7 protein-coding genes are annotated in these 15,052 nt (G+C 66.2%); all 7 read right to left on the minus strand.

All coding sequences use genetic code 11. The annotated features are described in order from the left end of the window. Positions 1 to 10: 10 nt before the first annotated feature. Positions 11 to 3,046 (minus strand): sensor histidine kinase, encoded by a 3,036-nt coding sequence (locus tag QSJ34_RS05760; RefSeq protein WP_285571546.1) that lies wholly within the window; start codon positions 3,044 to 3,046, stop codon positions 11 to 13. Between the two features lie 94 nt (positions 3,047 to 3,140). Then, complete coding sequence (locus QSJ34_RS05765) at positions 3,141 to 5,573, minus strand: beta-galactosidase (RefSeq protein ID WP_285571548.1); 2,433 nt, start codon at positions 5,571 to 5,573, stop codon at positions 3,141 to 3,143. Between the two features lie 49 nt (positions 5,574 to 5,622). Beyond that, positions 5,623 to 8,019, minus strand: coding sequence for a glycoside hydrolase family 2 protein (locus QSJ34_RS05770; protein ID WP_285571550.1), 2,397 nt, complete (start codon positions 8,017 to 8,019; stop codon positions 5,623 to 5,625). Positions 8,020 to 8,252: 233 nt separating this feature from the next. Next, positions 8,253 to 10,772 (minus strand): glycoside hydrolase family 3 N-terminal domain-containing protein, encoded by a 2,520-nt coding sequence (locus QSJ34_RS05775; RefSeq protein WP_285571552.1) that lies wholly within the window; start codon positions 10,770 to 10,772, stop codon positions 8,253 to 8,255. An 84-nt stretch (positions 10,773 to 10,856) separates the two neighbouring features. Beyond that, a complete protein-coding gene (locus tag QSJ34_RS05780) occupies positions 10,857 to 11,447 on the minus strand; it encodes an outer membrane beta-barrel protein (protein WP_285571554.1) in 591 nt (196 codons plus the stop codon). An 11-nt stretch (positions 11,448 to 11,458) separates the two neighbouring features. Beyond that, the gene (locus tag QSJ34_RS05785; RefSeq protein ID WP_285571557.1) at positions 11,459 to 14,596 is read right to left on the minus strand and encodes a TonB-dependent receptor; all 3,138 of its coding nucleotides are present in this window, start codon (positions 14,594 to 14,596) and stop codon (positions 11,459 to 11,461) included. Between the two features lie 27 nt (positions 14,597 to 14,623). Beyond that, on the minus strand, positions 14,624 to 15,052 hold a 429-nt coding region (locus QSJ34_RS05790), incomplete at its 5' end, for a hypothetical protein (RefSeq protein ID WP_285571559.1).

Below are 15,052 nucleotides of genomic sequence, written 5' to 3' on the forward strand. Positions count from 1 at the left end.
AGACGGAACCTCAGGCCATGGGCAGTTCCAGCCAGAAAGTGGCCCCCTGATCAGGCCGGCTCTCGACGCCGACACGACCGCCCATGGCCTCGGACAGCCGTTTCACCAAGGAGAGCCCAAGGCCCACGGAGGGTTCCCCCGCCGTGGGCTTGGCGCTGAGGCGCGCGTATTCCCCGAAGACCCGGGTGAGATCCTCGGAGGTGAGGCCCGGCCCCTGATCCTCGACTTCCACTCGCCAACGGCGCTCGGCCTCCACCACGCGCAGCCTGACGGTGGTACCGGCCGGTGAGTACTTCTGGGCATTGCTGAGGAGGTTGTCCAGGATCTGCCCCACCTGCGCGGCATCGGCCTGAACGCGCGCAGGCGGGCGCGATTCGATGAGGAGCCTGATGCCCTTCTTCGCAAATCCCCACTGGGCCCGCTGCTGCGCGGCCTCCATGGCTTCGGACAGGTCCATGGGCGCCAAGCGCGGCGCCTCCGCATGCCCAGCCTCTATGGCGTGGATGTCCAGCAGGCGCTGGATCATGTCGGACATGGATTGTCCCAGGGTCCTGATCTGCTCCGCCGATTCGAGCAGCTCCGCACCTTCCTCCTCTTTGATGAGTTCGCTGGAGAGGAGGATCCCCGCCAGGGGGTTGCGAAGGTCGTGAGCCGCCATGGCGATCACCCGGTTCTTCGTATCGTTGATGCGGTAGAGGCGCAGGTTCAGCGCTTCCAGTTCCTGCTCCCGCGCGCGCAACCCTTCCGTCGCCCGGTCCACGGCGATCCTCAGTTCCCTGTTGCGCCGCCGAAGCAGGCCCATGCGCCAGCGCACACCCAGCACCACGCTGCCGGCGAAGAGCAACGTCCATGCCCCATAGGCGACTGGAAGCCGGTACCAGGGCGGGAGGACGTGGATGTCCAGACGCCGCGAAGGCCCGTATTCTCCGAGGAAGGATCTGGCCCGCACCTCGTACTGGTGATGGCCTGGTGAAATCTCCGGGAACTGCAGTGCGGATCCCGCCAGAGGCTCCCAGGGCCCTTCCGCCTCGCGGAATTCGAAGCGGGCGGCCTCGCCCCGCACGGGGCCCGGATAGCCGAGCTCCCAGACCACGGACCCCTGCCGGTATCGCACCGTCAAGGTGGAGGATGGCCCTTGCACGGCCCAGGCTCCGCACCGGACCTCCAGGATCGAGGGCGCGGCCATGGGCGGCGCGGCGGGACCTCCCTTCAGCCTCAGTTCCGCGAGTCCGGCGGCGGTACCGACCCAGACCCGATCCGTCCCTTCGACCAGCAGCCCCTCTTCGGCCGTGTCTTCGGACGGCAACCCCAGTTCCATGCCATATCGCTGCTGGACCAGCGGCTGATCCACCTGCAGGCGGACGACGCCCCGGTCCGTGCCCAGCCACAGCGTTCCCAGGGGTTCCTGCCGGATGGTGTAGATGTACCCCAAGCCGTTGAGCTGGTCCGCCCGCAGCACCGTCTCGGCCTTCCAGCCGCCTGGTGTGCGGCGTAGTGCGAGCAGGCCTGGCGGATTGAGCAGGACACCATAACCCGAATCCGGGGTTCGGAAGGAAAAGCCCATCAGGCCCTCGCCGCCCACCGGGGGCAGTTCTTCCCAGTGATCCCCTTCCCGACAGAAGGTGCGGTCGTCCTGCCAGATCCACAGACGGCCCGTTTCATCGACCGAAAGGCGGGCCGCAGGGGTGAACCCTTCGGTCGGAAGCGGGACCGGATTCCACGCCCATCCGGACTTGCCCAGACTCCCCTGGAGGAGGCGGCCTCGCACGTCCCGCACCCACATCCGGGCGCCGGAGTTGAAGGGGCCACGAAGGATGCCCGCCTTCGAACTGACCCCTGGGATGGGCAGGTTCTGGATCCGCAGGGTTCGCGGATCCACCCGCAGCAGCTGTTGCTGGCTTCGCAGGTAGACTGCGCCATCGGGGCCCAGAGCCAAACTTTCCCCGGATGACACGCCCGGAAGGGCCCGCCAATGCTCAGCCTCCAGGATGTAGACCCCGGCCCCGGATCCAGCCCACAGGCGGCCTGCCCCATCGCGGATTTGCTTCCACACGATCTTTGCAGGAGGGGCCCCGCGGCCCGCGTGGACTCGCACCACCCCGAGCCTGGGCAGCCTCAGCAGATCCGCCGCTCCGATCCATAGATTCCCTTCGGCATCCACACACCGGGCTTCGGCCTCGTAGGTCGCCAGATCCGGCGGAATGGGGTGCCGCATGAGGCCGCCCCGGAAGGCCGTCAGGGCCACACCCTCCTGAAGGATCCAGATCCGGCCATCCCCAAGGCGCGTCATCCGGTTCGGCCAATCCGGAGACGGCGTAAAGGGGAGCGCGTCCCAGGCCTGGGCCGCGGGTCCCAGATGAAAGAGCTGGCGCCTCGTGAGCAGGTAGAGGTGCCCATCGCCATCCGACAAGAAGGCCTCGGGCCGTTCAGCTTTTCCGGGCAGGGCCAGGTCGGGCAGCGACACCCAGTCCGTTCCTTCCTGCCGCCAGAAATGCCCCGCGCGGCGCGCCACCACCTGGTTTCCCTGCCATGCCACCCTCGGCACGCCCTCGGCGCGGGAGCCCGGAAGCGCCATGGGACGCGGCGCTGCGCCGGGTTCGATCCGGTACGCCTGGTCGTCTGAGATCACCAGCAGGGTTCCCGAAGGATGCTCGATGATCCGGTTGAATCGCGGAAGCTTCATCCCCAGGTCCGTGCGGATGTCCCCGTGGACTCGCCAGGCACCGTGATCCAGGATGCCCAGCCCCCGGGGCGTCAGAACGGCGACCCGCCCAGCGTGGTCGGATCCGAGCCCCAGAATGGGCATCCCCGCAAGCTCCGTGGGCAGGCTCACCTTCAGGAAGCGGAGGCCGTCGCCCACGAACAGACCCCCCGCGTCCGCGCCGACCCAGAGCCGCCCCTGGCTGTCCTCGATCATCACGCTGGGATAGGAACCCGTGAAGCCTTGACGCCGATCCACCACATGCGCCACAGGCCTGGGTACGGGAACCTCACCCCAGGCCGAGACGCCCAGAAGCAGCCAGACTGCGGTGCGCCGAAGGAACATGGTGGACCAACCCAGGGGATTTCTCAGGGTAGCCGCAATTCCGGCAGCATCGAGTCTCCAGCCCCCTCTCCGCCCCTTGAAAGCTTGGATCGGCTCACCGCTTCGGAGGGTCCACCTCGGTGTACGGGGCGATCTCCAGGGCCTTCAGAAGGGCTCCATCCGCCGTCTGGCGGAGGGCGAAGACGAGCACGTTTCGTCGCCCCTTCCCCGTCCTGAGCCAGCACTCCGGCAGGTAGAACTCCCGCTGGGGACCCACTTCCCAATGCCTCCCGAGGTTGTACCCGTTGAGCCACAGGTAGCCGTTGCCCGAGGCGTTGACGAGGGCGCGCCAAGGCGCGCCGGCGGCTCCGCGAGGGAGTTCGAATTCAGCGCGGTACCAGGTGACCAGGCCCGTGCGTGCGCCCTTCGGCTGGGTCCTGTTGCCCTTGCGCGGGATGGCGGAAGAGCCGTCCAGATCCACATTCTTCCATCCTTCCACCCTGGTCTCGGGCCGCTGCCACCCCAGCGCGAGGCCTCCAAGGTCCGGGGCCACCTCCCAGGACAGCGTGTGCGTGAGGGCGGCCTCGTTCGTGGATAGACCCGCCCGGCGAAGGCCCGACAGTTCCTCCATGGGCACGTAGCCGTGGGCATGGCCCAGGTTCTCGTAGACGGCGACGATCTCATTTCCGCCTTCGCGCAGCAGGCCTGCGACGTCGAAGCGGTTGTCGAATTCATCGGAACGGATGCGCGCATCGGCCTTCCGGGTCGGCCAGGACTGCGCGTCCGCATCGAGGGGGAAGGTGCGCCGCGCCGGCTGGCCATTCACGAGGACGCTGACGATGTCACGGCTGAAGGTGTTGAAGAGCAGGTTCGTCTCCCGTGCCGCCTGGACCGCATCCAGCCTGACCCGCGCGCGGTAGAGGACGTAGCGGTGGTCGCTCACGCCCAGCTCCGGCAACGAGACCCCTTCGGTCAAAGGCTGCCACTGCGCCCGGTCCCAGGCGTCTTCCCGGGCCTGGACCTGCAGCAGGCGCACGGGCGCGCCCGGGACCTGGATCGGCGCCCTCTTTGCCGACAGCCTGGGCCACCACGTCCCACCCTCGACGGGGAGCCCCGGAGGCAGCACCAGCACCTTGGACCCGAGTCCCTCCAACTCATAGCCGATTTCGAAACTCGGGATGGAGGCGGCCGAAACACCCTGTCCACGGGCCTTCACGAGCACCTGATTGCCGTGCTGATCCGTGTTGTACATCGGCCTATCGGCCCCTGCGGCGGATGCGGGCATCACCCGCACCTTTCCGCGCAGGGGCGCGTCACCGGAGTTATGGAGGAACACGAAGCGGGTGCCGTCCTGCGCGACCCGGACTCCGCCGACCAGTTCCTTGGACGCGCCCTGAAGCTCGCAGGGGCCCCCCTCGGCGCGGGCGAGAGCCCTGCCATGGACGCGAAGGAATCCGCCCAGGGCCTTGGCCACCGCGTACTTGGGCCCCAGGGTGCCGTTCTCGCGGATGGGCGCATTGTAGTCATAGGTCGTGGTCATGCCCCGCGCACCCCAACCCTCGAAGTGGGTGCCGCCGCAGGCCATGTAGACGTTCATGCCCGTGGCCCCGCCCAGGAGCGACATCAATGCGATGGCCTGGAAGTGACGTTCGTCGGAGTAGTGTTCTTCGCTCAGCCGGCCGCCGACCAGGGAAAACCAGCCACCCTGCAATTCGGTCACGAAGCCTGGAGCATCCGACTGGCGCCGCCGCAGGTCCGCCATCCGGTGGGCGCAGCTCGAGGCCTCGCGAAGGCCGACGTAGTAGTTGTCCGAATCGAAAACCTGCGACAACTCGGCATCCTTGCTGGCGCGGCATTCCTCCGTCAGGCAGGTGAAGAGTGGCACCTCGAGCCCCGCTTTCAGGGCCGCCCCGCGGAGGGCGCGCAGCAGGGTCTCCTTGCCCGCGCACTCGTGGTTGTCGTACTCATTCTCGAGCTGCACGAGGATGAGTCCCTTGGCGCCCTTGGGCTTGCGCGTCACCTGCTCTCGCGCCAGCACAGGGACCACGGCGGCGTACCAGTGTTCGGCCCAACGGATGTGATCCGGATGGGCGCTCCGGAGCCAAAGATCCGATCCCCCGGGCGCGAACTTGGCGAGCCAGCGCGGATAGGCGCCGCCGGACCATTCGGCGCAGATGAAGGGGCCGGGGCGGAGGATGGTGTAGAGCCCGAATTCGTCGTGCGCCATCCGCATCCAGGCTTGAAGGTCCCGGAAGTCGCACTTGGAAAAGTCGTCCAGGCCTGCGGGCATGCTGCGCTCATGCCAGTTCCACGGCACGTAGCTTTCCACGGTGTTGAAGCCCGCGGCCTTGATCTTGCGGAAGCGGTCCCGCCAGAGTTCTTTCGGACAGCGGAAATAGTGGAAGGCGGCGCTGTAGACCAGGGTGTCCTGTCCGTCCAGGGTCAGGCAATGACCGTCGTAGCGGATACGGTCGGGCCTTGGAAAGGCGCCCGGCGCCGCCAGGGCGCCAAAGGCCGCACAGAACAGGAGAGCACGCAGGAATGCCATGGATCCGCTACCTTTCAATCGTCCCTCCCAACCCCATCAGAACACGGCCTCAGGAGCCGGCATCCACCGACAGTTCGGAGCCTGAGAGACCCTCTGCCACGGCCCGGACCCTGATCCGGCCAGGCGCCTTGGCCCGCAGCAGCACCGAGGCGATGCCCGCCTCCACGCGGGCCACGGGGCCGCCCAGGAGCTCACCGGGGCTCTGCACTTCGAAGCGCACCGGACGGCCGGATTCAGGCACCACGGTGCCCGAGGCATCGCGGATCTCCGCCCTCACGAAGACTACATCGGCGCCATCTCCCGCCAGGGGCACGCCCGCCAGATCGACGGAAAGATCGATGTGGGCGGGAGTCCCGGGGGTGCGCCGCAGGTGCTCGGCCACCGGCCGGCCCGTGAGGTAGGCCACGGCTTTCAGTTCGCCACGTTCGAAGGGCACGGCGGGAAAGGTGAAGGGGGGATGGTCCAGGTGGCGCGCGTTTCCGCCGTCGAAGATCCGATCGATGACATCACCAGGAATCTGCCGCTGGCCCCTCCCCTTGGCGGCGTCCTGACGGGTGACTTCGCCCTTTTGCCAGTAGTTGGGATCGGCGTCGGGGATGGGCACCTGGTAGGACGTGTCGGGCCCCGCATCGGGCTTGCGGCGGCCCAGGCTGCGGCCGTTCAGGAAGAGTTCCACCTCGTCGCCGTTGGAGAACACGACCACCTTCCCCGTGGGCCGCGGCGTCCACTCGGTGGCGAGGAAGGCCATGGGACCGCTGTCCACATTGGTGCGCCGAAGGTTGGGGTCCCGTTGGCTGCGGTAGAAGTGGTAGACGTACTTGGGCAGGCGCAGGTAGTCGAGGGCCCCGCAGCGGCTGATGGGCAGATCCTCGGAACAGCCGCGGAAGTGATCGATGCCCACCCAGATGCAATCGCCGAGGGTCCAGGTCCAGCTGAGGTTCTGGTTATGGGTCCACTGGTAGTTCCAGGCCTGAAGCAACTGGGCGGTCTCGCCATCCCCGCGGGCCATGCGGCTTGTGCTGTTCTCACCGCCGAATTCGTAGTCCCCGTACTCGCGATGGAAGCCCACGCGGCCTGCGAGTTCCTTGGCCATGGGTCGCTCGTAGAAATCCGTCCAAAGCGTGTAGGGCACGTCGTAGCCGATGGAAGCCGCATCCTTCCGCCCCAGGGTGTCGCCACCCGTGAAGCAGCCATCGCCGGGCTGCTCTTCGTGGGCGACGCGCACCAGGTGCTGATAGAAGGCATCGCGCGGTTGGTAGGTTTCGTTGAGGCTGGTCTCCCAGTAGAGAACGGAGGGGTGGTTCCGGTCCCGCCGCACCAGCTGGCGCAGATCCCGCTCCACGGCCGCCTTGAAGTCGGGCGTGTCCAGGTACCACTGCCAACCCGGAATGCATGGCGCCACCAGCAGTCCCAGGCGGTCGCAGGCATCGAGGAAGGCGGGGCTCTGCGGGTATTGGGAAAGGCGCAGGAAGTTGAATCCGGCCGCCTTCAAGCGGCGGGCATCCCGTTCCTGGGCCTGGTCCGGGATGGCGTTCCCCAGCCATGGGTAGTCGTTGTGGCGATTGGCGCCTCGGAGTTCCAAGGGTTCGCCGTTCAGCCGAAAGCCCTTGCCGGGTTCCATGGTTACGCGCCGGAGGCCGACTCGGGTTTCCCGTCGATCCAGCATTTTGCCATCCGTGACTAGCTCGGTACGCAGGGTGTAGAGCCAGGGATGGTCCGGGTGCCAAAGGCGTGGATGGGTGATGCGCAGTTCGATTTGAGACAAGGATTCACGGCCCTGGTCCAACCTCTCCACTTTGCTCGTCCAACGCGCAGCGGGGTGTCCCGAGGGCTCCAGCAGGGTGTGCCGAATCCGGATATGGGCGGCGGTTCCGCGTCCGTTCGCAATGTGAGTCTGGACAAAGAGGCGAGCCGAATCGCGCGTGGCCTCCTCGCAGCGGATGGAGAGGCCGCCGCTTCCCGGGCGATCGGCTTCGACCGCATCGGTGATGCGCAAGGGATCCGTAACCACCAGCCAGGCGCCGCGGTAGAGCCCGCCGAAATAACAAAAATCCAGGTCCTTCAGGGGCTTTCCGGGCGGAACTCCGGGCATGTCTCGGTTGTCCAGGCGCAGGGCGATCAGGGCCTCGCCGCCCTTGGAAGCTTCGGCCGAGAGGTCCAGGAAGAAGGGCAGGTAGCCGCCTTCATGGGTCATGCGAAGTTGGCCGTTCACGAAGACTTCGGCCCGCTGCATGGCCCCGTCGAAGCGGATGCCCACGCGCTTCCCGCGCCACTCGGGCCTCATGGCCAGGGGAAGGCGGTACCAGCAGAGGCCCTGGAAGTGATGATTGGCCGTCCCGGGCGCTTCGATGCGCGCCGTGTGGGGCAGGACTGCCTGTTCCCAGCTTCCGTCTTCAAATCTGGGCTGAGCCTCCGCCGGCGTGGCATCCGCCTGGGTGGACGTCATGCGCTGATAACGCCAGCCGTGATTCAAAGGCTGGTCCATTCCGAATAAGGCCCCGGCCATGCAGGCGGCCGTGAAGCCACGCAACAGAATCGAGGCGACGCGCCCAAGGGGGGCGGGTGCGGTGAGAACGCAGATGTATGGAATCTTCATTTTTCCTCTTCATGGTTTCCCCAAGGGATGGACGGCGTTCCATCTGAATCCCTATCGGGGCGCTGCCCTCGGCGGGCCCAGGGTTAAGGGGCGGTGCTCAGCGTGAAGCGTCCTTCCAGGCGGATGTATTCCGACGAGGCGCCCACCATCACCTTGTAATCCCCGGCCTCCACGGCCCAGTGCATGCGGCGATCGAGGATCTCGAGATTCTCGCGAGTCAGGTCCAGCGTCACGCGACGGCGCTCCCCCGGCTGCAGATGCACGCGCTGGAAGCCTCCCAGCCGCTTTTCGTACGTGGTGACCGAAGCCAGGAGTTGGCGCGTGTAGAGCTGCACCACCTCGTCGCCCGCGCACGCGCCGGCGTTGCGGACCTCGAAGCTGACGCGCACCAAGGAGCCGTTCGGATCGTTCAACGGTTCGACCTGAAGCCCCTCGTACTGGAAGCTCGTGTAGCTCAGGCCGTAGCCGAAGGGATAGAGCGGGCCCACCAGCCCGGCAGACCAGTTGCCCAGCCGTTCATCGTTGCCGTTGGGCTTGGTGGGGAAGGCGAGGGGCAGCTGGCCCACGCTGCGCGGATAGGTCGCGTTCAGCTTGCCGCCGGGATTGAGGTCCCCGAACAGGGCTTCGGCGATGGCCTGCCCGCCGCTGGCGCCGGGCTGGTGGGCGAGAAGGATGGCCGGGACGTGATCCTGGATCCAGTTGATCGTCGTCGGACGCCCGGCACAGAGCACCACGATCACGGGCTTTCCCGTGGCCTGCAGGGCCCGCACAAGGTCCTCCTGGCGGCCGGCTAGATCCAGCGAAGTGCGGCTGCGGCTTTCGCCGCTGGTGGTCCATCCGGAATCGCCCACGGCCACCACGATGGCGTCGCACTGGCGGCCAAGCGCCACGGCCTCGTCGATTCCCTGCCGCTCCCCAGGGCTGAGGGGCTGGGCGTAGCGCTCGTTTTCGGGCCAGCCTTTCGGCACGAGGGCGCAGCCCTTGGCGTGCTTCACCGCGAGCCCCGGACCCGCCACTTCACGCAGGCCCTGCAGGATCGTCGTCACCGCCGTGCCATAGGGACCGTAGCGCTTGAGGGCGACGCCCGCGTCATCCGCCACGGGGCCGATGACGGCGAGGGATTTCAGCCTCTTCCGGTCCAGGGGCAGGGTGTGGTTCTCGTTCTTCAACAGGACCAGGGACTGCCGTTCCACCTCAAGTTCCACGGCCCGGTGGGCGGCTCCACCCACCACCGCGTCCGCGGCAGGATCCTCGGGCGTGTAGGGATGGTCGAAAAGACCCGAGGCGAATTTCGGATACAGCACTTCGGCCACCCGACGATCCAGGGTGTCGCGGCTGATCTTCCCGGTCTTCACGAGGTCACGGAGGGCCTCCACGTAGACCTTGGGATGCTCGAAACTGAGCCAGAGATCCATGCCCGCATTCACGCACTGGCGGTAGGCGTCCTTGGCGTCCTGCGCCGTGCCATGGATGGTGGCGAGACGCTCCATGCCGTCGGCATCGCTGATCAGGTAGCCCTTCAGGCCCCAGTCGCGGCGCAGACGGCCCTGAAGCAGCTCTTCGGAAGCATGGAGGGGCACGCCGTCGTAATCCGCGTAACAGACCATGGCGTTCATCAACCCGCCCTCGCGGATGGCCGCCTTCCAGGTCGCAAAGGAGATCTCCTCCATCTCGCGGGGCGTGACCCGGGGATCCGTGCGGGCGTCGCCTTCGCGGCCGCCCTTCACGTAGCCGTAGGGACCGAAATGCTTCGCCGTGGCCAGCACACCCTGGCTCTGGATGCCGCGAACCATGGCGACGCCGAGCCGGGAGGCCAGCCAGGGATCCTCGGAAAGGCTCTCCTCGAAGCGGCCCCAGCGCGCGTCCCGTGCCACATCCAGAATCGGGCACCAGAGGGTGCCCAGGCCCAGCAGGTGGGCCTCGCGACCCATCACTTCGGCCGCACGCTGGACCAGCTCCGGGTTCCAGGTGGCGCCCAGGGCCAGGGGCACCGGGAAGCAGGTGCTGGCCTTGGCTTCGACGCCCTTGATGCCTTCGGCGCCCATGAGGGCCGGGATGCCCAGGCGGGTGTGCTCAATGAAAAAACGCTGCAGTTCGTTCCCGTTCCGCGCACGGTTCGAGGCCGGCCAACCCAGGTCCGTCTCCCCCCGCCCCTGCAGGTGCTGCACCACCTGGCCGATACCGTCCTTCCAGACTTCATCGCGCCAGGAGGCCTCGGGGAAAGGCGTCTTCATGACGATGGCGAACCCGTAGACCGAGGCCAACTGACAGGTCTTCTCCTCCAGACTCATGCGCGACAGCAGGTCCCGGATGCGCGCTTCCACCGGAAGCGAGGGATCCTCGTAGGGATCCTTCACCCCGTTCTTGTTGAGATCGATCCAGCCCTTCCGGTAGATGCCGGGTCGCTTGGGGAATGCGGCCTGGGACTGGGTGAGCGAGCCCCCTCCCTGGGCGCCCTTGTGCTGGGCGTCATGGTAGGTCTCCTGGGCGCCGACCCGAAGGCCACAGCACAGGGCCAGACAGGCCACCGCGAGGTCGCGCAGGAGGCGGCGGGAAACGGGTCTGAGAAAGACGGGGGCGCGGTGATGCTCGAGCTGGATCATGTGGCTCTTGAAGAAAAAAATCGGAGATCAGGATCCGCGCGGACGACGAGCGCCATCACGCGGATCCTGACTGCCAAGGCTGGATCAGAAACGGTAGTTGGCCTGGAAGGTCCAGTAGGCCGGGCGGCTGGGGTTCAGGCCCGGCGTGTAGTCCAGGTTGGCGCGGCTGCGCCACTGGGTCTGCGTGAAACCCGTGGACACGGACCAGTCCTCGTTGATGACGTATTTCACGCCGAGGCGCCAGCCCAGCTTCCAGTTCTGATCGCCCTGGTTGGCGGTGACGGGATCGCCGCCGCGGCGCTCCACCTGCCACTGGTGGATGGAGGGGCCCGTGTAGATGCTGAGGGGCGTGCCGTCGATCTTGTAGTTCAGATCAACACCGATCAGGTTGGCGGCCAGGTTGAAGGTGCTGGCGTCCGTTGTCTCCTTCCCCGGCAGGATCTGGTGGCCGAAGTAGGTCAGGAAGGAGACGCCGTAGCCTTCGGGATGGCTGAGGTAGCCCACCTGGAAGCCGTAGCCCTTCATGGTCTGGCGGTTGAGGTCGAGGGCGTCGCCGTGGGGCGTGAGGATGGCGGCGGAAAGAACGATGCCGTCCTTTTCCTGGGCCCGGAGCGAGGCGGCGGAGGCGAGGGCCAGCACAGCGGCGAGACTGCTGAGGATCTTTTTCATGGTCATGTCTCCAGGTCTTAGAACCGCAGGCCGGCTTCAATCGTGAAGGAGCGCGCACCATTGCGGGCGCTGCCCGTTCCCGCATCCGAAAGGTCCGAACTCGCGCGCCATCCGTGGGTGACGTACTGGGGGCTGCCGTAGACCTCGTTGTTGTCGCCGTAGGCGCCGATGCCGTTCCAGCCGTTCATGCGAGTGTTGAAGGGGTTGTTGATCTGGATGGAGGCGAACACCTTGGCACCGCGCTTGACCTCCAGTTCGATGTCGTACTTCAGCGACGTGGTGAAGCTCTCCTCCATTGTGAAACCCGGCTGGACCAGGGTGAGCGTGTTGCCCAGGCCCGAGGGTTGGTTCGCGCCGTAGTAGCTGCTGGGGTAGCCGATGTCCATGGTCGTCGAGCGCCAGTCCGGCGTGCCGCTGATGTAGGTGACCAGGAAGCTGAGGCTGGACTTCACTTTCGGGCGGCTGAGGTCGTAGACGAACCAGGCCTTGGCGTTGTGCTCGGGGTCCTGAAGCTTGGTGGGGTTGAAGGCGTCGCGCGGGTACCTCGTGTCGTAGTAGTCGCGGAAGTTGCCGGGACTCAGCACCCCGGAGCCCGTGGAATCGTTCACGATGGCGGCGTTCGTCATCGTGCGGCCGTAGGTGTAGTTGCCTGAGAACTTCAGTTTCTGAGTGAAGGAGATGTTCCACTCCAGCTCGAAGCCCTTGTAGGTCTTCACCGAATCCGGATCGTTGCGGGTGATCCGGCGGTAGACATCGTTGTAGACGGTCGGGTCCGCCGGGCTGTACAGCCGGGTGGTGTTGTATTCGGGGAAGGTGTCGTAGAGGTTCTTCCAGGTCTTGTAGACGAGGGTGGTGCGCCAGGACATGCCACTGGTGTAACTGCGGCGCAGGCCCACGGTGTACTCGGTGGCGATGGGCGCCTTCCAGTTCGGATCGAGGATGAAGGTGCCCGGGCCCGAGTAGCTGGCCAGCTTGGTGTAATTGGCCGGATTCAGGATGGCGCTCTTGTCTACGAGGTACGGCGCGTTTGGCGTGGCCGCATTGGGGTTCGTGCCCGTCCAGTAATACGTGTAGTCCTGGGCCAGGCGGCGATCCACGAACTGCTGGAACTGGCCGCCGGGCACACGGTTGTGGAACTGGCCGTAGGAGGCGTTGAACACGCGGCTCTGGTCGCCGAAGACGTCCCACTTGTACTCGAAGCGGGGCGTGACCACGCTGTAGGAGTGGACGGTGCCCGTGTTGTCTTCCACCTTCATGGTGTCGCTGCGCAGGCCAGCCATGAGGCTGTGATTCTGGTTGAGGGTCCACAGATCATTGATGTAGAAGCTGTTGGTGGGCTGGTAGTAGGTGCCCTTCTCATTGCCCTTGAACCAGCGGAGGCTGGGGATCAGCACGCGCTTGCCGTGATCGTAGAGGAGGCTGGAGCCGACACCGCCCGCGTCCGCGTAGGTGGCCTGCCAGTTCATGACGATGTACTTGCCGTTCACGGTGGCGGGATCGATGCCGCCGGTTTCAGCCAGCGTGTAGTTCGTGGCCAGCTGACCGGGAATGTTGAAGCTCATGGGGGGCAGGTTGCCCAGGTTGCGGGTGTCCCACTGGAACTTCTGCTGCTCCAGGCCCATGTCGATCATGTGGCTGGAACCGCCGCTGCCCGTGAGCACGTGCTCGTAGTTGATGACGAGGGTGTTGTCGAAGAAGGTGTCGCCCTGGTCGATGCTCGAACCGTTGGTCCACTTCCGCGTGTTGTTGCTGGCGAGATCGTAGAACGAATTCGCGATGTAGGTTCCGTTCGACCTCGGAAACACGGACTGCCCGTACAGCAGGCGGATGGGCGGATTGCCGGGGGTGGTGGGATGGGGCCAGTAGCGGAAGGTCCGTCCGAAGCGGGCTTCAAGCACGCCCGAGGCCCCGATGATGCCCTTGTAGGCCAGATCCCAGACGCGGGTGGTGACGCCGTCGTCGCCGCCGCCGGCCGTGCTGATGGGACTGTAGGTGTACCAGGTGGAGCGCTGATCGTTCTGGGTGTAGTTCCACTCAAGCTGGTGGTTGGGATTGAGCTGCCAGAAGAGGACGAACTGATTGAAGGAGGCCTTGGACGTCGTGGGCTCCAGAGCGCCCTGCTGATAGGTGTCGGCGCGACGCAGCACGGATCCGTTGGGCAGCTTGAAGTAGGTGCCCGCCTTGTCCGTGGGCAGGGCGGGATCGCTGATGAGGCGGTCCAGGTGCGTGTAGGTGGGGTGGCTCGGAGAGTAGGTGCCGCCGAAGGCAAAGGTGAGGTGATCCTTCCAGATGGGGCCTCGGAAGACCACGTCATAGGTGCGCGAAGCGTCATCGGCATTGGGGTACACGCCGCCGGTCTGCCCCAGACGGTTGGGGTAGCTCACCGGCGTCCCCTCCATGCCGGCCGCGTAGTACTTGGAGCGGATGCTGCCGGAGAAGGTGTTGGTGCCCTTGACCGTGACCATGGAGATGAGGCCGCTGTCCGTGTTGCCGTAGCGGGCGTTGAGGGGTGACTGGATCACCGCCACGGACTCGATCATGTCCTGGATGGTGGTGTCGCCCATGTCGTAGCCCCAGGCCTGGTCATTGACCATCGCACCGTTCAGCAGCCACTTGGTGCTGTTGCCCGAGCCGCCGCGAATGCGGGGCGAGCCGCCCGGGTTGGCGATGCCGGGGGCCAGGTAGGTCACGGCCTCCAGGTTGCTGGACATGAGCTGGTTGATCTCTTCGATGGCCATGTTGGTCTGGGTGACCGTTTCCGTCTTGTCCACCTGGGTGGTGGCCGAGACCACTTCGACCGTGGCCTGCTGCACCTTCAGGATGTCGCCCACGGGCGTGAGCACCGCATCCGCCTTGGAGGTCTGGCCCGCCAGGATCTGGAAGCTGCCCTTGCTGGTGGCGTAGTCCTTGAACGAGGCCGTCAGCGTGTACATGCCGCCGGGCAGGATGGGGATGCGGAACTGGCCGTTGGCGTCGGCCACGGTGGTGCGCTCGCCCAGCAGGCTGGGGGAGCTGATGCGCACCACGGCGCCGGGCAGCGGCTGGCCGGCCTTGCTGGTCACGTGGCCCGTGACGCTGCCGGTGGTTTCCTGGGCCATCAGCGACGAGGCGACCAGGGCTAAGAGAATGGGGGTGAACCTGGAACGGTTCTGCATGGGAACGTCTCCTCTCGGGATCAGCGACTAGAGCTTCAGGGCCAGGGCGATTTCGAACACGACGGCCTGCCGCGACTTCTCTTCCAGGACCGCGGGGGCGCCGGTGTAGGTGAAGGGGTGGTAGTCGTAGTGGCCCGTGGAGACACTGCGGAGGTTGAATTCGATCCTCAGGTCGTCGTTCAGGGGCAGGCCCACGCCCACGAAGGCGCCGAGCCCGACCTTGACCTTGGATTTCGAGATGGCCCAGCCTTCGTAGTAGTCCTTGCCGGAGCCGTCATCGTAGGGATTCCCCTGGTTGTCCTGGGGGATCAGGGTGCCCGTGAATTCGGACATCACCTTGTAGGCATCGAGGCTGAGGCCGGCCTTCCAGGTCATGCCCTGGATCCAGGGCAGCGCGTCGGTGTAGCCGCCGCGAAGGCTGAAGCCCTGGGCGGATTCCTTGCGCAGATCCATGGA

It is taken from the genome of Geothrix limicola (assembly GCF_030268085.1).
Taxonomy (GTDB): domain Bacteria; phylum Acidobacteriota; class Holophagae; order Holophagales; family Holophagaceae; genus Geothrix; species Geothrix limicola.